This is a genomic window from Parabacteroides sp. KHUB-02 (assembly GCF_056640955.1).
Window position 1 is genome coordinate 4,029,178 of record NZ_JBWQEV010000001.1, and the last position, 21,763, is coordinate 4,050,940.

17 protein-coding genes are annotated in these 21,763 nt (G+C 44.2%); 7 read left to right on the plus strand and 10 right to left on the minus strand.

The annotated features are described in order from the left end of the window. Window positions 1–126 precede the first annotated feature (126 nt). The 3 genes from ACYIA1_RS17215 to ACYIA1_RS17225 form a co-directional block, all read right to left on the minus strand. On the minus strand, window positions 127–1,089 hold the full coding sequence (locus ACYIA1_RS17215; protein WP_009018803.1) for an IS3 family transposase: 963 nt from the start codon (window positions 1,087–1,089) through the stop codon (window positions 127–129). A gap of 26 nt (window positions 1,090–1,115) precedes the next feature. After that, the gene (locus tag ACYIA1_RS17220) at window positions 1,116–1,493 is read right to left on the minus strand and encodes a transposase (protein WP_005862367.1); all 378 of its coding nucleotides are present in this window, start codon (window positions 1,491–1,493) and stop codon (window positions 1,116–1,118) included. A 358-nt stretch (window positions 1,494–1,851) separates the two neighbouring features. After that, window positions 1,852–3,288 (minus strand): Gfo/Idh/MocA family oxidoreductase, encoded by a 1,437-nt coding sequence (locus ACYIA1_RS17225; RefSeq protein ID WP_480336076.1) that lies wholly within the window; start codon window positions 3,286–3,288, stop codon window positions 1,852–1,854. Between the two features lie 207 nt (window positions 3,289–3,495). On the opposite strand from ACYIA1_RS17225, the gene ACYIA1_RS17230 reads away from it, so the two are divergent. Beyond that, window positions 3,496–5,040 (plus strand): glycine--tRNA ligase, encoded by a 1,545-nt coding sequence (locus tag ACYIA1_RS17230; protein WP_195400863.1) that lies wholly within the window; start codon window positions 3,496–3,498, stop codon window positions 5,038–5,040. 4 nt (window positions 5,041–5,044) lie between these two features. Then, on the plus strand, window positions 5,045–5,563 hold the full coding sequence (bamJ, locus tag ACYIA1_RS17235; protein ID WP_122268016.1) for a BamJ family beta-barrel-assembly machinery protein: 519 nt from the start codon (window positions 5,045–5,047) through the stop codon (window positions 5,561–5,563). Window positions 5,564–5,900: 337 nt separating this feature from the next. On the opposite strand, the gene ACYIA1_RS17240 is transcribed toward bamJ, so the two are convergent. Beyond that, complete coding sequence (locus tag ACYIA1_RS17240; RefSeq protein ID WP_349194544.1) at window positions 5,901–6,695, minus strand: LytR/AlgR family response regulator transcription factor; 795 nt, start codon at window positions 6,693–6,695, stop codon at window positions 5,901–5,903. A gap of 7 nt (window positions 6,696–6,702) precedes the next feature. Continuing rightward, the gene (locus ACYIA1_RS17245) at window positions 6,703–7,470 is read right to left on the minus strand and encodes a LiaI-LiaF-like domain-containing protein (RefSeq protein ID WP_480336079.1); all 768 of its coding nucleotides are present in this window, start codon (window positions 7,468–7,470) and stop codon (window positions 6,703–6,705) included. 239 nt (window positions 7,471–7,709) lie between these two features. On the opposite strand from ACYIA1_RS17245, the gene ACYIA1_RS17250 reads away from it, so the two are divergent. Then, a complete protein-coding gene (locus ACYIA1_RS17250; RefSeq protein ID WP_480336081.1) occupies window positions 7,710–10,847 on the plus strand; it encodes an ATP-binding protein in 3,138 nt (1,045 codons plus the stop codon). 205 nt (window positions 10,848–11,052) lie between these two features. Here ACYIA1_RS17250 and ACYIA1_RS17255 read toward each other — a convergent pair whose 3' ends face one another. The 5 genes from ACYIA1_RS17255 to ACYIA1_RS17275 form a co-directional block, all read right to left on the minus strand. Further along, on the minus strand, window positions 11,053–12,285 hold the full coding sequence (locus ACYIA1_RS17255; RefSeq protein ID WP_044546309.1) for a glycosyltransferase: 1,233 nt from the start codon (window positions 12,283–12,285) through the stop codon (window positions 11,053–11,055). A gap of 33 nt (window positions 12,286–12,318) precedes the next feature. Continuing rightward, on the minus strand, window positions 12,319–13,530 hold the full coding sequence (locus ACYIA1_RS17260; RefSeq protein WP_480336083.1) for a radical SAM protein: 1,212 nt from the start codon (window positions 13,528–13,530) through the stop codon (window positions 12,319–12,321). Between the two features lie 422 nt (window positions 13,531–13,952). Beyond that, entirely contained in the window at window positions 13,953–14,708 is a 756-nt protein-coding gene (locus ACYIA1_RS17265) for a succinate dehydrogenase/fumarate reductase iron-sulfur subunit (RefSeq protein WP_005859980.1), read from the minus strand. A gap of 30 nt (window positions 14,709–14,738) precedes the next feature. Next, window positions 14,739–16,682 carry a fumarate reductase/succinate dehydrogenase flavoprotein subunit gene (locus ACYIA1_RS17270; RefSeq protein WP_005859978.1) on the minus strand — a complete coding sequence of 648 codons (1,944 nt, stop codon included), beginning with the start codon at window positions 16,680–16,682 and terminating at the stop codon, window positions 14,739–14,741. A gap of 48 nt (window positions 16,683–16,730) precedes the next feature. Beyond that, window positions 16,731–17,432, minus strand: a complete 702-nt coding sequence (locus ACYIA1_RS17275; protein WP_250788704.1) for a succinate dehydrogenase/fumarate reductase cytochrome b subunit — start codon at window positions 17,430–17,432, stop codon at window positions 16,731–16,733. Between the two features lie 185 nt (window positions 17,433–17,617). Here ACYIA1_RS17275 and ACYIA1_RS17280 point away from each other — a divergent pair, with 185 nt between their 5' ends. From ACYIA1_RS17280 to ACYIA1_RS17295, 4 genes are all read left to right on the plus strand, one after another. Continuing rightward, window positions 17,618–19,033 carry a tetratricopeptide repeat protein gene (locus tag ACYIA1_RS17280; protein ID WP_122369967.1) on the plus strand — a complete coding sequence of 472 codons (1,416 nt, stop codon included), beginning with the start codon at window positions 17,618–17,620 and terminating at the stop codon, window positions 19,031–19,033. A 109-nt stretch (window positions 19,034–19,142) separates the two neighbouring features. Further along, window positions 19,143–20,366 (plus strand): 6-bladed beta-propeller, encoded by a 1,224-nt coding sequence (locus ACYIA1_RS17285; RefSeq protein WP_122369969.1) that lies wholly within the window; start codon window positions 19,143–19,145, stop codon window positions 20,364–20,366. A 410-nt stretch (window positions 20,367–20,776) separates the two neighbouring features. Next, on the plus strand, window positions 20,777–21,268 hold the full coding sequence (locus ACYIA1_RS17290) for an energy transducer TonB (protein WP_463622290.1): 492 nt from the start codon (window positions 20,777–20,779) through the stop codon (window positions 21,266–21,268). A 115-nt stretch (window positions 21,269–21,383) separates the two neighbouring features. After that, window positions 21,384–21,746: a BlaI/MecI/CopY family transcriptional regulator gene (locus ACYIA1_RS17295; RefSeq protein ID WP_005859967.1), complete on the plus strand. Its 363-nt coding sequence runs from the start codon at window positions 21,384–21,386 to the stop codon at window positions 21,744–21,746. Window positions 21,747–21,763: the final 17 nt, after the last annotated feature.

The window sequence follows — 21,763 nt, forward strand, 5'->3', positions numbered from 1 at the left end:
AAATGTCTTTTCCTGATTTATCTAGACACTTTTTTTGTTTATAAACGTAATCAGTAGACAGTAGTTATAAAGTAATACTGATATAGTAGTCACTTCTTTTAACTTCATACTGATAACATAGACACATTACCTCTGGGCCGAACAGAGCCCTTCTGAGAGATTAGTTGTTCGGCTTTGCAAAGCTATCGTATCCATCTCTTTCTCGTTACTTTTCACGGGTTTTCTTTTATTCCGCCACATTTTTATTTGCGTTTCCTTCTCCCCGTGCACTATGCCCGGGGTTTTATAACCGACACTCATGTGCGGTCGGCGGTAGTTGTAGAAGTAGATGTAGCGCTCTATCACGCTCGCGGCACGCTCGATGGTCTCGAACAGCCCTTGCCTATAGAGGCGTTCCACTTTAATTATCCCATTGATACGTTCCGCCACGGCATTGTCCGTGGGCTTGTAGTCTTCCGTCATGCTGATGGCAATGCCATGCCGCCGAAGGCGCTCCACGTACGCGTCGCAACAATACTGCACGCCACGGTCAGAGTGGTGTATCAGGCCCTCCAGATTTTCACTCCCTGTCATCTCAACGGCCTGGTCTATGGCCTGCCGCAACGCCTCAAGCGTGGCTGAGGCACGCAAGCTATCAGCCAGTACCCATCCCACTATCTTATGGGAATAAGCATCCGTGACCAGATGCAGGTAACAGACGTCTCCGCCGGCAAGCGGTATATAGGTAATATCGCTAACCCACAGTTGATTGGGAGAGGTTGGGACAAAGCCCTTTATCAAGTTCTTCCACTTATGGTAACGATGGTTGGAATTGGTTGTGCCCCTGGCTTTGCGCGGAGGAAGCATCAGGCGGTGTCGACGAAGCAGCGTGTAGAAGCTGTCGCGACCGGGCATGAACCTCTCTCCGAAGAGGGCGGTGAGCATGATCCACAGCTTGTAACCACCGATACCGGGATCCTCGCCACGTATCTCACGTACGGTATCCAGCATGAGACGTTCATTCTTCACATGGCTCCCTATGTCAGCCTTGGACTGGTAATAGGCTTGACGACAATGGCCAAACAGACGGCAGGCTGGCGCTACTTTCATCTTGCGAAGCCTGACCAGTTCCGTTACTATTTGGCCCCAGGTTTTTTTCTGATGGGAATGTTAAAATACTCTTCCGCACGCGTGATCATTAAATCACGGGCCTCGGTTTCCAACCGGGAGAAGGCAAGGGCCTTCTCCAACTCCTTAACACGCTTCTTGAGTCGCGCGTTTTCATCATGGTAATCCTCTTTGCTTCGATCGCTCATATCCGTAGGGGCTTGACACGGAGCCAAAGATACCTCTTTTACCACTGATTCATACTTCGCCAGCCATTTATTTAACAAAGTTATCCCACTAATACCATGTTGTTTGCAAAAACTGGTTTTGCTCATGCCGGATTGATAATAAGAATGAAGAAGATGCAATTTCTCTTCTTCGCTGTAATGCTCATGTTTTTTGCGCATAATAATTACACATTTTATTGTTATTGAATGTGTCTACCTATATCAGCATAAGACAAAAAAACTATAAATGACTAGATGTTAATATTTTATCCGTGTTGAAAGGAGATCGGATAATGCTATATGTGAGTGTAGAGGATCGTTGTGTTAGGTGATGGAAAAGTGGTAAATAGCGGTAAATAGTGGTAGATAGAGCTAGATAATTGTAGATGTTTTTTATCTACCACCATGGATTAAGTATCCTAAGACCAGATGATTGCAGGGATAGTTGTAGATGTTGTAGCAAATGGGCTTGTAAATTATATGGGAGAATTGAAAGTCAAAGCGATAAACAAATGACTTTCAATTCTCCATTTTACAATTAAATGGTATAATATTGTTCCCATCCTTTGCGAGGCGGTAAACCACACAGCATCTTATTCGCTTCCGGATCGTTCGTGATCTGTTTCGTGTCACGATCGAAGACGAGCTTGCGGTTCAAGCGCTGGCTTAATACGCCGAGACAGAATACCTGACTTAATGGGCCTGCGATAGAGAACGGTGAACGGGTTTCCTCCTTACCCATACAACTTAGCAGGAAGTTCGCGAAATGGTTAGACGGGCTTTTCGGCACTTCCGGTAAGCGGGATTCCATCTCTTTCGCTTTCTCATCCGGGATGATAGATAAGGTACTTCCATGAGAACCACCCTTGAAGGTTAATTCTTTCGAATAGATTTCCTTGCCCGGGTTCAACTTCGCCGGTTGTATCTTGCCGCCGGCTACGGTCGGGATATTCGGGTCGAGTTCGGAAACACCGTAACCTTCCGGGACAGAGGGGATATTGTCCAGTCCATCGTACCAAGTGATATCCACGGCTGGCATATTCCCTCTTTCCGGGAATTTAAACAGAAGGGTGGACGACATCGGGAAGAAGAACGGGTTATGGTCTTTCAAATAAAGCGGATTTATTTCTGTAGGCAATCCTAAATCTAGGAATTCATGTGCCGTATCCAAAATATGCGCTCCCCAGTCTCCTAAGACACCCATTCCGAAGTCGTACCAACAACGCCATTGTCCCAAATGGTAGTCATGGTTGTAATCATGATATTGAGCTACGCCGATCCATGTGTCCCAATCCATCGTCTCGGGAACCGGTTCTCCCATAGGCATATGCCTAATATTCGGGTTCCATCCGTGCCAGCGACGCGGATTATTCATATGGGCGGTAATGGCGGTAACATCCTTGATAATACCGGCCTCTTTCCATGCCTTGAATTGGAAATAGTTCGCCTCGGAATGTCCTTGGTTACCCATTTGGGTGACAACGCCGTATTTCTTCGCTCCACGCATCATGATCTCTATTTCTTGGAACGTGCGGGCCATCGGTTTCTCTACATATACATGTTTGCCGTGCGCCATCGCCTCGATCGTGATCGGGAAGTGGGAATGATCCGGCACGCCTACGCTTACGGCATCGATCTTGTCCGCCATCCGGTCGAACATCGTGCGGAAGTCCTGAAAACGGGCCGCTTTCGGGAACATGTTGATAATCTCTTGCGTGTGAGGGGCTCCCATGTCCACGTCGCAGAGAGCTACCACGTTACACAGACCTGTGTTATACAATTCCTTGGCGATCTCGCCCCCTCGTTGCCCGATGCCGATGAACGCTATATTTACCCGGTCATTAGCGCTGATTAGCGGGGAAGTAGGTAGAACACGTCCGTGGGCGGGTGTCCAGAACGACGGGATGGCCGATACTGCCGATAAGGCTAGCGCTCGCTTAAGGAACGAGCGGCGTGAGATTTCTTCTGATTTCATGGTATTATCTTGTTTAAATTATACTGTTTGCGCAAACACTAATGATTTACGTCGTAAATATACAAAACTTTCTATAGTTACGGAAAAAATCATTTACTTTGTAACCTCATAAAGGAGACCATGTGCTAATGTGCCACTCAGGCGGGTCTCCGATGGACTTATCATTGGCACATTGGCATATTAACAAAATTGGCAAATTATTAGATTATGGCACAAGAAGATGTATTTAAGAAATTAGTTTCACACTGTAAGGAGTATGGTTTCGTATTTCCCTCCTCAGAGATTTATGACGGTTTGGGAGCGGTATACGATTATGGCCAGTATGGTGTTGAGTTAAAGAACAATATAAAGAAATATTGGTGGGATAGCATGACTTTGCTGCATGAGAATGTGGTGGGTATTGATTCCGCTATTTTTATGCACCCTACTATCTGGAAAGCTTCCGGCCATGTTGACGCTTTTAATGATCCGTTGATCGATAACAAGGACTCGAAGAAACGTTACCGTGCGGACGTTTTGATCGAAGACCATTTGGGCAAGATCGAGGAGAAAATGAATAAGGAAGTGGCGAAAGCCGCAAAGAAATTCGGTGACGCTTTCGATGAGGCTAAATTCCGTGAGACGAATCCTCGTGTATTGGAGCATCAAGCGAAATGGAATGAGATCCATGAGCGTTATAGCAAGGCGATGAACGAGTCTAACTTCGAGGATCTTCGCCAATTGATCTTGGATTGCGAGATCGTTTGCCCGATTTCCGGAACTCGTAACTGGACGGAGGTTCGCCAGTTTAACTTGATGTTCTCTACGGATATGGGTTCTACCGCTGATGGAGCGACTAAGATTTATCTTCGTCCGGAGACGGCCCAAGGTATTTTCGTGAACTTCTTGAATGTGCAGAAGACTGGCCGTATGAAGATCCCGTTCGGTATCGCCCAGATCGGTAAGGCGTTCCGTAATGAGATCGTGGCTCGTCAGTTTATCTTCCGTATGCGTGAGTTCGAGCAAATGGAGATGCAATTCTTCGTTCGTCCGGGTGAGGAGATCGAGTGGTTCAAGAAATGGAAGTCTACTCGCTTGAAATGGCATCAAGCCCTAGGTTTGGGCGATGAGAAGTATCGCTATCACGATCATGAGAAATTGGCTCACTACGCTAACGCGGCTACGGATATCGAGTTCGAGATGCCGTTCGGATTTAAGGAAGTGGAAGGTATTCACAGCCGTACGAACTTCGACTTAAGCCAGCATGAGAAATTCTCCGGCAAGAAGATACAGTATTTCGATCCGGAATTGAACCAGAGCTATACGCCGTATGTAATCGAGACCTCGATCGGTGTAGACCGTGTGTTCTTGAGCATCATGGCGGGTTCTTACTGCGAGGAGACGTTGGCGAATGGCGAGAGCCGTGTGGTATTGAAGTTGCCCGCAGCCTTGGCTCCGATCAAATTGGCCGTATTGCCATTGGTGAAGAAAGATGGCCTGCCCGAGAAAGCTGAGGAGATTATAAATATGTTGCGTTTCGACTTCCGTTGCCAATACGACGAGAAGGATTCTATTGGTAAGCGTTATCGCCGTCAAGATGCGATCGGTACCCCGTATTGTATTACGGTAGACCATGACACCTTGAAGGATAATTGCGTAACGATCCGTTTCCGTGACACGATGGAGCAAGAGCGCGTAAGCATCGATAAGCTTCACGATATTATCACGGAGAAGGTGAGCATGAAGAATTTATTGAAAAAGGTAATAGAGTAAACGAATGAAGAAGTACTGGCATATCGCGTTGATGTTGTTTTGCGTGCTCATGATCACCTCTTGTGGGGATGATGATGAGGCACTAGAGGTGGATGAGGTTTGGAAGGTCCAGAATGAGGAGGCTTTTCAAGCCCAGATGCTGGTTCCGGGTTTCGAGCAATTGAGTTCTCAAAGTAATGCCGGATTTATTCTTTATAAGGTCTTGAAGACTGGGGAGAGTAAGGAGCCGATTTATTATACGAGCAAGGTGGAATGTTATTATAAAGGGACGTTTATTGATGGAACGGTTTTTGATGATAAATCGTTTGAGGCAGGTGCCCCTGCCGAGCTTACTGTCTCTGATATGGTAGATGGTTTTGCTACAGCGTTACAGAATATGCACCCAGGAGATCGTTGGGAGATTTGGATTCCTCAACAGATGGGATACGGTTCGGCTGGAAGGAGTGCTTCGGGAAGTGTCATAATAAAGCCTTATACGACTTTGATCTTTGATTTGGAAGTTACAAGGATTGTCAAAGAGTAGGTTCTTTCATTAAGAATAATTACGGCCGCCTCTTTTTAGGGGTGGCCGTTTTTTTATAGTTATATGTAAATCTAGGGAAGCAAACCCCTATAAACAATTAAAGCCTGTCTCACGACAAGCCCTAACCAAACTTTGTTAACCTTAAATCTAATACTATTATGAAAAAACCACAATGCAAAGATACGTTCGTCAAGACCATTTGTCAAGTCTTTAGTGACTAATATATGTTAAGTAACATATCGATGCTTGCCAAAAAGTGTTACACAGCACAAAACTCTATATATTACAATCAAAATCTTCTAATTTTAACGATGATTAGGTCCCTTTTATAGGACTGCTAAAGGGAAAGACGTTCTTTGAGTAGCTTATAGCCAGCGCTACTGGCACGAAGATAGGTTCCATCCTTTAATCGTACTTGATAGGTTTCTTTTCCGAATAGTTCTACTCGCAATATCTGTTCCGTATTAACGATATAAGAGCGATGTATACGAACGAACTCCGGAGAAGGAAGGCTTCGCTCGAAATACTTCATGGTTTGCTCCTTTACGTGCTGACCGGAAGTGGTGAATAAGGTCACATAGTCGCCACATGCTTGCAAATAGAATATCTCTTTTATCGGGATGATATGAATACGTGTCCCGTCTTTTACGGATATACGATCTAGAATCTCCTCCGGAACGGTAGCCGGAGGAGGTGCCGTCTTTTCCTCCATTTGTCTCACGATAGGTTCCGCCTCACTCTTTCTTTCCCGACTGGCATACCATTGGGATAGAATGATCCATGCCATTAGGCCGAACAGGAATCGAAAAGGAATCGTGATCGAGAATTCCTCCCAATCTTCCAATCCGAATATTTGTAGCAAGATCGAGCATCCGGCTATGCAAGCGATTTGTACGAGTACGGCGAAAGCCACTCGTGCTTGCATGATATGTAACGTACATTGTACATACCAAAGATAATATCCCGCTACGGCGAACAATGCGATGGAAAGTAAGCTATCGACCAAAGTGATGCTCAACGGAAGATCGCCATAAAGAGTTAATAATGCGCATTGGATCGCTATGGCTAAAAATAATAATAGGCTTCCCAGCCCTTTATGTAATATGGATGTTGTAATAGGATGTTCTTGCATGATGAGTTTAGTCTCTTAGTTCAAGGCCGCTGAACGACAAGTCTCCACATATATACAACGTGTGCGTCATGTCGGTTGCTTCTGTCAGTTCCCTCATATCTTGGCATCCAGCCAAGAAAGAACCAACCTTTAGACGAACCAGCCATCCTTTAGGGACATATATTACTACGCCGCTGAAGGAGCTATCTATGTTTATGATGGTTTCATCAGCCTCTAATGTTGTTTTTTTAAGATCGAGGATCACGTTGCCGAAAGATACGTCTATGTCCGCCCCCTTGAATACGGGGTCCAGTACGATGTGCCTTACCGAGTTGAAAGTGGTGTCAACCGATACGAAACCGTTATCTGTCTCGTAGTTGATCTCATCGTTAGGCTTTCGGTGCCCGAAAGGGGGATGGTTAAAGGGACGTTTATGCTTTTTCGTGCGGATAGAATCTTTCCGCTTCAGCATGATGACCAATCCTAACAGGATTAATCCTAACGGCCAATATACACGTAAGAAATCGTTCGTGATCCAATTTAACTGCGGGAAAAGGAAATAGACTCCCACGCCCACGAGGAGCATACCTCCTACCGGATTACGGTGGAAAATCATAAAGATGCCCGACACGACAAGCAGCATCGGCCAAGATACAAGCAAGTCAAATAAGGATGGATCTATCATTCCTAGATTCCGCAGTAAAAATAATATACCGACAATGATAAATAAGGTAGCGATCAGATACCCGTTTGTCCTCTTCTCTTTAAAATCGATGTCATAATCTTTCATATCCATAAGTTCCATTTTTTTGTTTTTTATCAAATGTACGGGTTCGTCATTCTATACACAAGTAAATACCGCTGATTTCTATACGAGTATCGGTAAATAACCGAATAATCCCGATTAAAAAAGCCTTTAGTTTGTAAGAAACGTGAATTTGACACCAAAACTTGATAAAAAAACTAGTTTGATAAGATTAGTTGATAATTAAGGAATATCTTTGTCTTTACAACTGCAATAGAGGAATGTAGGGAATGATACGAAATATTATAAATTTAAAGGCAATAATACTTTATTTTGGATTGATTTTATGCTTGATAGCCGGTATGCCGACTCCGGCTTATGGGAGTTTTTCATATCCGGTCAAGGATGAATCGTATGTATTGGTAATAAATTCATATGTGGATGGCGAACGCTGGTCTGGCAATTTATTAAACATGATCTCGAAGTTCGCTACCCCGGAGGAGTACACCCTCCGGATAGATCATATGAGCGTGATGTTGGTTGATAAGCCAGAGAAATTAAAAGAGAAGCAAGAGGCCTTCTTTGAAGTTAATAAGAAGAAGCCGGATGGAATTATCTACTTAGGCGTAAATGGATGGGCTTTTATGCGGGATAAGATCCGGGAGAAATGGGGGGATATTCCCACTCTGGTCTGTTCGGAAACGGGTGAAATGGCAGAAGATGAATGTTATTTTAATCAGCGGCATTCCTCTGATAGGGTGATCCCTTTACAAGAGGCGGTTAAGGGGTATAACGCTACGGGCTTGGTTATCCCTTATTATGTTAAAGGTTCGATCGACTTGGTTAAGGAATTAATCCCGGGTTTGAGACGTCTGATTTTCATATCCGACAGACGTTATGTTTCCACATGGCTCCGGGATGAGATGGAGAAACATATGGAAACTTCTTTCCCTGAGGGGAAAGTGGATTTTTATACGGAGGGTTCTTGCTCCATGGATAGTTTAATGGCGGTTCTGTCGGAGAAAGACCCACATCGAGCGACGGCCGTGATGTATTACTCGTGGATTACCGAGAAACCTTTCTTGAATCACTCGTTATTATATAGTACTTTGTATCAAGGTATAAACGGCATTTCTAGGCATCCTGTTTTTTCTTTATATGATATGGGCGTGGAAGAAGGATATACGATTGGTGGATATTATAATAGCGCTAAAACGATTGAGACTGCTCTAATCCCCTTGCTACAACAAGTTTATAACGGTGAAGATATGGGCAAGATTCCGGTTTCGACGGTAAATGATCCTCATAAATATTTGAATTATGCTTCGTTGATAAGTGTGATATCTAATGAAGATAATTTCCCGCGTGATGCGATCTACTTGAATGCACCTCCCTCTTTCTTGGAAAAATATTGGATGCAACTGTTAGGCTTTCTGATATTCTTTCTGGTAGTAGTGTTTTTAGCGTGGCATTACGTGTATCGTTCTAAGCAAAAGATGAAGGAAGTAGAGTTGAGGTTATTGTCCCGTTACCGTGATTTATTTAATAATATGCCATTACCTTATATACGGCAGCGACTGATTCGGGAAGGTACGCAAATCGATGTGCAGGTTTTAGATGTGAACCATGCTTTCGAGGAGAAAATCGCTCCTAAAGATTTTGTGGTAAATAAGCGTGGAAAAGAGATCGCAAATTTGATTGGCGGGAGTTATCCTTTGCTCCTATCGGCAGTGCCTACGGTTTTAGAGAGTGGAAAATCCTTCACTTATGAGTATTATTTTGAGCCGACAGGGCTTTACTATACGATTATCATCATGCCTACCTCGGAAGAGAATGTAGTTGACGCGTTTTTTATTGATATTACGGATATCCATAAATTCCAGACGCATTTGAAAGCCATGAATCATAAGCTGGCTATGGCGTTAGAGGCGGCAGATCTTTTACCGTGGCGATATAATCTGGCTGAAGGGAAGATTATCTATGAGTCGAAAGTACATCCGGGAGATAATATAGAGACAGCGGAGGTGCATACCCATGAGGTTTCGTTGAAGGAATATTTCAGCAAGATACACCCGTCTTTCAGGGCTTGCGTGGAAAAGGCTTTCGATGATTTGTGTAATGGGAAAATAAAGAAAGTACGAAAAGAATATTGTCTGGAGCGGTTGATTCCGGGAGAAGATCGCCATGAGTGGGAGGAGATACAGGTAATGGTCGAATATGATGCTTCCGGTAAACCGAAAGCGTTGATCGGGTCTACGATATCTATTACCGAGCGTAAGCAATTGGAACATGACCTTCGAATGGCTAGGGATAAGGCGGAAGAGTCGAATAAATTGAAATCAGCGTTTTTAGCAAATATGAGCCATGAGATACGTACACCGTTAAATGCGATAGTAGGTTTCTCTAATATCCTTGCCTCGACCGATGACCTTGAGGATAAGAAGGAATTCGCTGATATTATCGAGAATAATAATTCCCTATTGTTGCAGTTGATAAACGATATCTTGGATTTGTCAAAGATTGAGGCGGGTACCTTGGAGTTTACTTATGACTATGTGGATATTAACGCTGTATTGAGGGATTTGGAGCAATCGGCTCATTTGAAGAATAAGAATCCGGATGTACAGATCTTATTTAAGGATTATCTGGAGCCTTGCGTGATTTATACGGATCGAAATCGTCTGTCTCAACTGATGATCAATCTGTTGAACAATGCCATGAAATTTACGCAGGCAGGATCGATCTTATTTGGCTATAAGTTGAAGGATGATAATACGTTGTGGTTCTATGTAGAGGATACCGGCTGCGGAATCCCGGAGAATAAGCGGAAAGATATTTTCGGACGTTTTGTAAAACTGAATACTTTCGCTCAAGGAACAGGACTGGGTTTAAGCATCTGTGAGATGATTGTTACCCAGATGAAAGGAACGATCGGGGTTGATTCTATGGAAGGGAAAGGCTCTAAGTTCTGGTTTACATTGCCTTTTCAGCCGAAGAAAGAATTATTTCCTAGTGAAGAGCAGAAGCCTGTTACTTTGGAGAAGATCGCCCGAAGTGAGGTTACGATCTTGATCGCTGAGGACAATTCCAGTAATTATCGCCTGTTTGAGTCTATATTGAAGCCTGAATATAAATTGATTCATGCATGGAATGGAAAGGAGGCTGTGGAGCTATTTCATCAGCACAAACCGCAGTTGATCTTGATGGATATAAAGATGCCGGTCATGGATGGATACGAGGCTACCGCAGAGATTCGTAAGGTTTCTTCCAACGTACCTATAATTGCGGTGACGGCTTACGCTTTCGCCCAAGATGAGCAGCGGATTATTAAAAGTGGATTTGATGCCTATACGGCGAAACCGATTAATGGGAAGGTCTTAAAGGACAAGATATCGACTTTATTGACGCATCGGATTATTCTGATGTAATCGAAGGGCTTTGCGGGAAGCAGACCTCATAAAACAATTAAAGCCTGTCTCACGACAAGCCCTAACCAAACTTTGTTAACCTTAAATCTAATACTATTATGAAAAAACCACGATGCAAATATACGGAGTTACCGCTATTTGTCAATAGATTAAGTGCTAAATTGTGTTTTGTAACATGTAATAAAATCTAATAGGAACTTATGCCTCATTGAAATCTTTCGATAGAGTCGCATATATTCTTTATACCTCCCTCTTTTTGGATCATCTCGCCTATATGAGCGGCATTTTTCTTATAAAGCGGATTGGTGACCAGATCACAAACCTTGCGTTCGATCTCCTGCTCGCTCGCTTTCGCTATCTTAACCCCTTCCGGCCCTAACCCTAATTGGTGGATTCGATAGGACCAATAGGGTTGATCGATAATCAACGGAGTGATTAATTGGGGCTTTCCCGCCCTTCCTACGCTATGGGTCGTGCCGCAACCTCCATGATGGATAACGCCGTCGCAGTGCGGGAATATCAAATTATGCGGAACCGGCTGCTTCATTAAGAATAAATGTTTATCCGCTTGTAAGGTGATTCCTGTCTTTGCCCAACCGGAACCGATGATGAGCCGATAATCATGTTTCTTGCAAATATCGACCAAGGCTTTGCTGAAACGGTTACCATCCTTGGAACTACAACTCCCGAGGGTAAAAAAGATAATAGGGCTTTGAGCGCTGTCGACGAATGATATCATTTCCTCGTAAGCCTTCTCATCATATTGAAAAGTGTCATTGAAGCAATAGCCTCCGATCGACCATTCGAACGTCCAGTCCGGATCTATGTTTCCTAGGTGCTGGCTGAAAAGCAAGTAATTATATGAACGCTCTCCCGCGTGATAGCCAAAATTGCGGATCGGAGCGAGTCCGTATTTAGCCCGGTTCTTGTTGATCGTGTCTTTGACCATGAAATTGGTCATCTGGTTCATCAACTTCCATAGGATGGCAGGGGTGATGATCGGGTTGGGTTTGGGAAATGGCAATACGGCCGGGGGAATCTTCTTACCCGGCAAGAACGGGGCGTAGGCGGTACGTATCAAGGGCTTCTTGCAATACTCGGCGATACTTGCGACAGCAAATTCCGAGTTGGTCGATACTAAAATATCATGCTCTTTTAGTAGGGGAATCAATTGATCGAACTGTTTATCGATCACGTTCCTCATCCATTTAAGGAATGGCCGGAATTTATGTGAGTTTTGCGCTGCGCTATCGATCATGCCGCCGATATCGTCAAACTGCTGCAATACGTATTTAAATCCGTAGGGTTTAACGGTCTCCTCGAATATTTGAGGGAGATTGATGGTCACCTTATGGCCACGTCTTTCCAATTCGGCCGCTATGGCCAAATAAGGAAGGACGTCGCCTTGTGAGCCTCTGGTTACTAATAGTATTTTCATGCTACGTTTATTTATGGGCTATGAGGGTCTTGTTTACCGGATATTCAGTTGACGCAAACGCTCGATGTCCAGATGGTATTTGGCTTCCATCGTTTGTAGTTTCTGCTCATTGATGGCTAAGGGATGATTCAATCGTTTCGTTTCCCGGTATCCTTTATATACGGAGCGAATCATTTTACATGGATTGAAAATGACAGATGAGGTGATCCAGCAGCCGTGCGTACACCAACAGTTGGCTTTATACCCATGTCCGATAGCGGCTATTTCCTGTTTCATCGCTTCGCTATTCATCACTTTACTTATATCGCAACCATATTCTTTTATATTTCCGAGCGGTTCCCGTAGCTCGCAGGCACGAAAACGTCCGTCGTAGTCGATTACCAAGGTAGTCTCTCCGGCCGTACAATCCATCCCCCAAGGGGTCGGGTGATCTATGTTGCTGGCACGTACATTATATAAGGTACGTATAAGGCCGAGATAGAAGAAGCGTGTGATCGGTTTCCTTAAGCCGGTGGTATCCGCTACCATCCGATCCGCATAAGCTGAATAGATAGGGGATATGTCATCTTGTATTTTGCGTAGCGTTGACTCGGTTAGGATTTTCACGCCATCGTCACGGGTCATGCCTCTGGCGGCCTCAATCGTATGTGTGGAGGTACGGAAACGTCCGTATACCCAAGTCATGAAGTCTTCTACCTGGTCTATATTGTATTTCGTGATAACGGTTGCTATATTTTTCAGGACCTTGCCGTCGTCTCCGAAATTCTCCTGTATCTTACGCAGGGTTTCCAGTGCCTTATAGAAGTTTCCCTGTACGCCTCTCTGTGTATCGTGGGTCGTACCGAAACCATCCAAGGAAAGGCTTACGTTAATATTACAATCCGGGCAGTTCTGGCGGAACCGTTTTACCCATTCGACGATCCGGTCTGGTTTTAAGCCGTTCGTAGGGATGTTCACATCTTTGATATGGTTGTTTTTGTAGAATAACTCCAATATTTCCGGTAGATCCTCACGCAGGGTAGGCTCACCCCCGGATATCCATAATCGGTTGAATTGCCCGGCGGTTTCTGATATTTTCTTGATTTCATCGAAAGTGAGGTCGGGTTGCTTCTTATCCATTTCTTGGGCATAGAAGCACATCGCGCATTTGGCGTTGCATCGGCCTGTTACGAAAAGGAAGATCGACTCGAGTTTTCTTTCCGTGCTCATTGCCCTGAAAGAACTGGTGGTTCGTTTTTTGTCCATTTTATTTTTGTTTTACCATTTGTCTTATCTGGCGCATGATTTTTTCCTTGTGTTTGATCAACACCCGGAGAAAATAACATAAGAAGCCAAATAAAATACTTATTAGCATATACTATATGATCTTTAAAGGCAAAGATCGACGATAAAATGACGCTAAACAATCTCTATTTGCAGTATTTTGTGGTCCATGTTTAAAAGGTAGGTCTATAAACAATTAAAGCCTGTCTCACGACAAGCCCTAACCAAACTTTGTTAACCTTAAATCTAATACTATTATGAAAAAACCACGATGCAAATATACGGACTTTTCAATTCCTGTCAAGATCTGTAGTGCTAAATTATGTTTTTCAACATATAACAAAAATAAAAAGGCGCCTTTCTTTTAGAGAAAGACGCCTTTTCCATGATATACTAATCAAATATTAGTCTTGTAATTTAGCGCAAATGAACTCACGGTTCAAACGAGCGATGTTGCTAACGGAGATATTCTTCGGACATTCCATCTCGCAAGCACGTGTGTTCGTACAGTTACCGAAGCCAAGTTCATCCATTTTAGCGACCATTGCTTTCGCACGACGAGCAGCCTCGACTTTACCTTGAGGTAACAAAGCCAACTGGCTAACCTTAGCGGATACGAACAACATAGCTGAACCGTTCTTACAAGCGGCGGCACAAGCGCCACAACCGATACAAGCGGCAGCGTCCATGGCTAAGTCTGCGTCCTTCTTTGGGATAGGTATCGCATTAGCGTCGGGTACACCACCTGTGTTGACAGATGTGAAACCACCCGCTTGGATGATTTTGTCGTAAGCGTAGCGGTCTACCATCAAGTCGCGGATAACAGGGAAACCTGCGGAACGCCACGGTTCGATCGTGATCGTCTCTCCATCGTGGAAACGACGCATATATAACTGGCAAGTCGTAGCTCCAGTTGCCGGTCCGTGCGGGTGTCCGTTTACATACAATGAACACATGCCACAGATACCCTCGCGGCAGTCGTGATCGAATACGATCGGTTCCTTACCCTCGTTGACCAACTGCTCGTTCAAGATATCCAACATTTCCAAGAAAGAGACACTCTGATTGATCTTCTCAATTTTGTATGTCTCGAACTGTCCTTTCTCCTTCGGACCTCTCTGACGCCAAACCTTAAGTGTTACACTTATATCTTTATCCATGATTCTAATTTTTTCTGAGATTGATGATTATTACTTCTTGTAGTTACGTGTTTGAGGAACAACGAACTCATAGTTCAAATCCTCTTTCAACATGACAGGATCTTTGTCCTCGCCTTGGTACTCCCAGCAAGATACGTACATGAACTTATCGTCATGACGCAAGGCCTCACCTTCTTCTGTCTGGTGCTCCGTACGGAAGTGACCACCACAAGACTCAGCGCGGTCCAAAGCATCGTGTGCCATCAATGTACCGATCTCGATAAAGTCGGCTACACGTAATGCTTTCTCTAACTCGGTATTCAAGTTGTCTGCGTTGCCTGGGATGAATACGTTGCTCCAGAACTCTTTCTTCAAGTCTTTCAGCATCTGGATAGCTTCTTGCAAACCTTTTGCGTCGCGTGCCATACCGATATGTTCCCACATGATATGACCTAGTTTGCGGTGGATAGTGTCTACGGTTTCTTTACCCTTGACGTTCATCAATTTTTGGATACGATCCTTGATGGCCTTTTCTGCCTCGACGAACTCCGGCAGATCCGTGCTGAAGCGAGGAACTTGGATTTGGTCGGACAAATAGTTCTGGATCGTGTATGGTAATACGAAATAACCATCGGCCAATCCCTGCATCAAAGCGGAAGCACCTAAACGGTTCGCTCCGTGATCGGAGAAGTTTGCCTCACCGATAGCGAACAGACCCGGAATGGAGGTCATCAACTCATAGTCAACCCACAATCCACCCATTGAGTAGTGCAATGCCGGGTAGATCATCATCGGAGTCTCGTATGGATTATCGTTCGTGATCTCTTCGTACATATCGAACAAGTTACCGTATTTCTGCTTAACGACCTCTTTACCCAAGCGATTGATCGCGTCGGAGAAATCCAAGAATACGGCCAAGCCCGTGCTGTTCACGCCGAAACCTGCGTCGCAACGCTCTTTAGCGGCACGAGAAGCCACGTCGCGAGGAACCAAGTTTCCGAATGCCGGATAACGACGCTCCAAATAATAATCACGGTCTGCCTCGGGAATATCTTTACCTTTCTTCGTTCCGGCCTGTAGAGCTTTAGCGTCTTCCAGTTTCTTCGGAACCCAGATACGGCCGTCGTTACGCAAGGATTCGGACATCAAAGTCAATTTAGATTGGAAGTCACCTTTCACCGGTACGCAAGTCGGGTGGATCTGAACCATACAAGGATTAGCGAAGTAAGCGCCTTTCTTGTAGCATTGCCATGCGGCGGAACCGTTAGATGCCATAGCGTTGGTTGACAAGAAGAACGTATTAACGTAACCACCCGTAGCTACAACTACAGCGTGAGCGGCGTAACGCTCGATCTTACCTGTAATCAAGTTGCGGGCGATGATACCACGAGCACGACCGTCTACCTTAACTACATCCAACATCTCATGACGAGTGTACATCTTAACCTTACCCAAACCGATCTGACGGCTCAACGCTGAATAAGCGCCTAACAAAAGCTGCTGACCCGTCTGGCCACGGGCGTAAAACGTACGCGATACCTGAGCGCCACCGAATGAACGGTTATCCAACAAACCACCATATTCGCGAGCGAAAGGAACGCCTTGAGCCACGCACTGGTCGATGATTGAGTTAGAAACCTCAGCCAAACGATAAACGTTAGCCTCACGAGCACGGTAGTCACCACCTTTGATCGTATCGTAGAACAAACGGTAAACAGAGTCACCATCATTCTGGTAGTTCTTAGCGGCGTTGATACCTCCTTGAGCGGCGATAGAGTGCGCACGGCGGGGAGAATCTTGGATACAGAAGTTCAATACGTTGAATCCCATCTCTGCCAAAGATGCGGCAGCGGAAGCTCCAGCCAAACCTGTACCGACTACGATAACATCCAAACGACGCTTGTTAGCGGGGTTCACCAATTTCTGGTGATTTTTATAATTAGTCCACTTCTCAGCCAACGGGCCTTGAGGTATTTTAGAATTTATTTCAGACATAATGATTTAATTTCAAAAGTTCTTAATTATAAAACCTGTAGCTTGCAATTAAGCACCTACTCCGTTTAGGAAGAAGATGATAGTAATGATCGCGAAAAGTCCGCAAATAACCGTAGCTACGATCTTAGAGATACATTCCCAACGGTTCATCCAGATCGTGTTATTCCAACCGATTGTTTGGATAGCGCTCCAGAAACCGTGAGTCAAGTGGAACCACAAAGCCACGTACCATACGATATACAACACGGTCCATAATGCGGCCAGCGAGCATTCATGGAAATAGTAGTTGATAAACGCCGCACCATCTTGCGGAGATACCATAGCCGTTCCCAGCGCTACCTCATGATGACCTATCAGCTCGGCGAACATCATCTTATACCAGAATTGGCTGAAGTGCAACAGCATGAACAAGATAACGATCAAACCCAAAACGAACATGTTCTGAGATGCCCATTCCACGCCTTTCGGACGAGCGTTGATAGCGTAACGGTCGTTACCACGTGCCTTACGGTTTTGCAAGGTAAGAATGATAGCGTACACGAAGTGGATCACAACGCCTGCGGCCAATACGAGAGTAGCTGCCACAGCGTACCAATTAGAGCCCAACAGCGAACAAACCATGTTATAAGCCTCTCCGGAGAAAACGGCCGCCACGTTCATCGACAGGTGGAACAATAAGAACAGAACAAGAAAGAGGCCTGATATACTCATTATCAGCTTCTTCCCGATAGAAGAATTAAGTAACCACATAAGATAATAATTTAAGTTATTTAATTGTATTTAGAAATTTCTACTTAAACTATGTAATTATCACGCAAAGGTATGCTAAATCCATATATCGCGCAAACGATTAAAGAAATATTTCTGCATTAATGGGAGAGGTCAGGGCATGTGCCCCGACACATGAAATAATGCGGAAGGAAAAGGCTTTCCTTATGAATAATTTATATACATTTGCCTATATGCGTAAGGATTTGAATGGGGCACGGCATTTTTCTATAGGGATCAAGTTTACGATCTTATTGTTTACGATCGCGATCTTGGTTCTTGTGCTTTTTTCGTATAGGAGCGACAAGCATGGCAACCTGTTCTGGCAGGTAGAGAAATTGATTCCGCATCATCCGGACAGCGCTTTGGTGTTATTAGAGAAAGTGACGGATATCAATGGATTATCGCTTCGAGAGAAAGCCCGTTATTGTCTGTTATGGACCGAATCACGGGATGAGGCGGGATTGAGGCATACATCGGATTCCATAATCTCTATCGCTACGGATTATTATAGGACGACACGAGGCTGTTACTGGCCTCCCAAAGCGTGGTTTTACCGGGGGAAAGTCTATGAGGATATGGATCAACCGTCCCTAGCTTTGGAATGCTATTTACGTGCGTTGGAATATGAGGGAGGGAATTGGGATTACGAATTTTGGGGACGGTTATATAACCAGATAGGAAGGCTGTACGCCGAGCAGGAATTATATGGCAAGGCCATGTCTTTTTTGAGAAAAGCGAGTGCCCAATATCAGCTCTTGAATGATACGGCCGGACAAGGCCGGATACTGGAGGAAGTCAAGAAATACGAGGCGTTACGGGATTCTATCGGATCGCTGTCAGCGAGAGAATCGATTTATCAGATCACTTCCCGGTATGATGTAAGGCCGGTTCGTGAGGACTTATATAGGAAAGAATTGATGCTATCGCAAAGGGGACAGGAGCGTTATCTGTACGCGTTTATTATCGGCATAATTCTATTTATTTGCTTCCTCCTTTATCGGCGATGGAGAAATACGCAGGAAAACGCTCTTCGAAGGGAAGAAGCCTTGCGACGTTCGATTGCTAGCCAGCAACAACGTATGCGAGAAGAAAAAGAAGAGAATGAACGACAAATCACCCTTTTGGAAAAAAGAATTACGAAAATAAAGGAAGAAAAGGATCAAGAGTTGATGTTGGTTTCCTTACAATTGGAAAAACAACGGCTGGAGATTTGTAACGAGTCGATTCATAATAAGGAGAGTAAGCATTTATTATCTGTCGCGATCTTGCGGAAATCGGAGGTCTATGAGAAGTTCCACGATCGGGATGCCGGCAAGATTGTCTCTGAGGATTGGGAGCTTTTGGAGGTGCTGTTGAATAAGGCTTATGATGACTTTACCTTACGGCTGAAAAAACTATATCCTGCTATTTCCGATACGGAGTTGAAGGTCTGTATGCTTACGAAGATCGGCGTTCCCGCCAACCAGATCACACGGGTATTGAAATATAATAGTTCGGTACTTCGTCCTCGTCTGTTCCGGAAGATTTTTAAGAAAGAAGGTTCTACGGAGGCATTTGTGGAGTTTATCTCAAGTTTTTGATTATTATGTATTTATAGCGGTCTTGGCAGGTTTGTTCTCATTTTTGTTCTCATTTATCATGTGATTTGTGAGATATGCGGGATATTTTTGGAGGCAAAAAAGCATGGTTATGAAAAGTGTAAAGTTAGCCTCTATCTTGTTTTATTTAAATAGTGTTTTTGTCGTTTCTTGTTTCGTGTCATGCGGTTCTTCGCCAACGGAAGCGTCCTCTCTTTTAACTGCGGATATAAGAGGGGGGATGGATAAACCGGGGCTATTGGGATTAGGCGATGAGATCAAGGGGGTTACTTTTGTCCCTTTAGAGGTGACCACGGATGATGCCTCGTTGATAGACGGAGTTTATGATTATGCCGTGACAGATCGATATATCTATGTGCTTCCCGTAAAAGAGCCCCGTATCGTCCTGTTCGATCGGCAAGGGCGTTTTATCCGGACGTTGGTAAAAGAAGGGCAGGGGCCGGGTGAATTTAGCGGTATTCTGCCATGTATCCAAGTGGACGAACGTAATGACCGCTTTTTTTTATTTAGTAATAATCGAGTTTGGGAATATACGTTGGAAGGTGAATTTATCGGACAATCCACCCATGAGTATTCGGTAATCTATATGCGTCATATCGGAAAGGATCGTTTCGCCGCCATATCATTCCCTTTTCAGCCTTTCAACGGAGGAGGATTCGGATTAGGCCTATTTTCGAGGAAAGGGGATACGATAGCGATCAAGAATGATTTTTATTCCTTTTTATTACCTCATGAGAAGAGCGGGTTCACGACAAGTATCGCCCCCGCTTATTCTGATGCGCAAAACTCCGTGTTGTTTAAGACCGGTAGTAATGATACGGTCTTCTGTATCTCGGCGGATCGAATAAGTGCGGCTTGTGTCCTTGATCTGAAAAACTCGGATGCGGAAGTGATTCGTTCGTTGGATGTTACGGACATGAGTAATTTGCGAATTGAAAAAAAGGACCCCAAGGATATCTTTGTGCAAGATATGATTGAGTTTCCGGAACATTATTATTTCCGCTTATTGTATAACCAAGGCTATTATATAGCCTCTGTAGATAAAAAGACGGGAAAGACACTTGTGGAAAAATGTGAGATGCCGGGTTCTATCTATGAACTGGCGGATGCGAACCTTCAACATGGCATGCAGGGTACGAGAAGTTATCGGAATTTCCCGGTCTGGGGGAGGGTCATAAAAGATGAGCTGGTACAAGTAGTGACCCCGTATGAGCTAAACTTATATAAATCGCTTCGCTCGATCACGATTCCGCAGGAGTTGAACTTAAAAGGAGAGGAGGGCAATCCGGTTTTTGTGTTTTATTCGCTTATCTGACTTCGATATGTATCGCTCGGTTGTACTTCTTGTAATAATCTAGCGATAGAAGCTATAGTATTCATGGTTACTATCTATAGAAAATCTGATTTACTATTGATAGTAATCTGATTTATTATAGATAGTAATTGGATCGGTAATAGGCGTGTATGTATAACTGCGTAGATATCAGCCATATACTAATATTTACGTGCAAAGTGGGCATATTGTGTATTTTAACTGTTCGGTAAATAATCGTGTTCTTTTATCTTTTCTATGCCTTTGATGGCTATTAGTGTTAATTAACGTGTTGTTTATATTTATATTACGAGTATTTCGTATATTTGCGAAACCAACGTAATATCCGGATATGCTTAGAGGTTGGTAAGTATGTGTAATAACGGTATAAATAACATTAAAACTGATTGAAAATGAAAAAGGCGATTATGAACACAATGATCATCCTGTTCGCTTTGGCGATGTGCGTAGGATGCGGACAGTCTTCGGAACAAAAAGAAGAAAGTGTTCCGACAGATGTAACAAAGGCAGAAAAACAAGAGCAAGTACAGGTGGAAGCGGAGGACGAAGATACGCTGGAAAATGGAGAGCAGGTATTTAGGGTAGTAGAGGTGATGCCGAAGTTTCCCGGCGGTGATGCGGAGCTTTTGAAATTTATAGCCAAGAATGTAAAGTATCCACAAGAGAGCCAAGACAAAGGAGAGCAAGGCCGTGTGATTTGTTCGTTTGTGGTAACGAAGGATGGAACGCTTACGAATTACAAGGTCCTTAGAGGAATCTCCCCAGCATTAGACCAAGAGGCGGTTCGGGTCTTGCAAATGATGCCTCGTTGGACACCGGGCACCCAAAAAGGCGAGCCGGTAGCCGTGAAATATACGGTGCCGATCACATTTAAGTTGCAATAATTCACGATTGCAGGTCTTGTGATTCTTGTTTAATGTTAATTAACGTACTTTCCGTAGGCCGTTTACGACTATTTCGTAGCTTTGTGGATATACATTAAATAAAAGGATAAGATTTATGGAGAAGCTAACGATGCAGGAAGAAGAGGCGATGCGCTGGATTTGGCGGATCGGTCCTTGTTTTGTGAAAGATGTGCTGGCCAAATACGAGGACCCGAAACCTCCTTATACGACGCTCGCTTCCGTGATCAAGAATCTGGAGCGAAAGAAGTACGTGAAGGCGAAACGTTATGGAAATACGTATGAATACCGTCCTTTGATAGAGGAAACGGAATATAAACGTACGTTCCTTGGCGGCGTGGTAACGAATTATTTCGCTAACTCGTATAAAGAAATGGTTTCTTTCTTTGCGAAAGATCAGAAAATCTCTACGGATGATCTAAAGGATATCATCGATTTGATTGAGAAAGGAAAAGAATAACCTAAATCCCACATACC

Excerpts from the sequence above, each read along its gene's own strand:
- ACYIA1_RS17215 (WP_009018803.1), bottom strand. The coding sequence starts at position 1,089 with ATGAAAGTAGCGCCAGCCTGCCGTCTGTTTGGCCATTGTCGTCAAGCC.
- ACYIA1_RS17220 (WP_005862367.1), bottom strand. The coding sequence starts at position 1,493 with ATGCGCAAAAAACATGAGCATTACAGCGAAGAAGAGAAATTGCATCTT.
- ACYIA1_RS17225 (WP_480336076.1), bottom strand. The coding sequence starts at position 3,288 with ATGAAATCAGAAGAAATCTCACGCCGCTCGTTCCTTAAGCGAGCGCTA.
- ACYIA1_RS17230 (WP_195400863.1), top strand. The coding sequence starts at position 3,496 with ATGGCACAAGAAGATGTATTTAAGAAATTAGTTTCACACTGTAAGGAG.
- bamJ (WP_122268016.1), top strand. The coding sequence starts at position 5,045 with ATGAAGAAGTACTGGCATATCGCGTTGATGTTGTTTTGCGTGCTCATG.
- ACYIA1_RS17240 (WP_349194544.1), bottom strand. The coding sequence starts at position 6,695 with ATGCAAGAACATCCTATTACAACATCCATATTACATAAAGGGCTGGGA.
- ACYIA1_RS17245 (WP_480336079.1), bottom strand. The coding sequence starts at position 7,470 with ATGGATATGAAAGATTATGACATCGATTTTAAAGAGAAGAGGACAAAC.
- ACYIA1_RS17250 (WP_480336081.1), top strand. The coding sequence starts at position 7,710 with ATGATACGAAATATTATAAATTTAAAGGCAATAATACTTTATTTTGGA.
- ACYIA1_RS17255 (WP_044546309.1), bottom strand. The coding sequence starts at position 12,285 with ATGAAAATACTATTAGTAACCAGAGGCTCACAAGGCGACGTCCTTCCT.
- ACYIA1_RS17260 (WP_480336083.1), bottom strand. The coding sequence starts at position 13,530 with ATGGACAAAAAACGAACCACCAGTTCTTTCAGGGCAATGAGCACGGAA.
- ACYIA1_RS17265 (WP_005859980.1), bottom strand. The coding sequence starts at position 14,708 with ATGGATAAAGATATAAGTGTAACACTTAAGGTTTGGCGTCAGAGAGGT.
- ACYIA1_RS17270 (WP_005859978.1), bottom strand. The coding sequence starts at position 16,682 with ATGTCTGAAATAAATTCTAAAATACCTCAAGGCCCGTTGGCTGAGAAG.
- ACYIA1_RS17275 (WP_250788704.1), bottom strand. The coding sequence starts at position 17,432 with ATGTGGTTACTTAATTCTTCTATCGGGAAGAAGCTGATAATGAGTATA.
- ACYIA1_RS17280 (WP_122369967.1), top strand. The coding sequence starts at position 17,618 with ATGAATAATTTATATACATTTGCCTATATGCGTAAGGATTTGAATGGG.
- ACYIA1_RS17285 (WP_122369969.1), top strand. The coding sequence starts at position 19,143 with ATGAAAAGTGTAAAGTTAGCCTCTATCTTGTTTTATTTAAATAGTGTT.
- ACYIA1_RS17290 (WP_463622290.1), top strand. The coding sequence starts at position 20,777 with ATGAAAAAGGCGATTATGAACACAATGATCATCCTGTTCGCTTTGGCG.
- ACYIA1_RS17295 (WP_005859967.1), top strand. The coding sequence starts at position 21,384 with ATGGAGAAGCTAACGATGCAGGAAGAAGAGGCGATGCGCTGGATTTGG.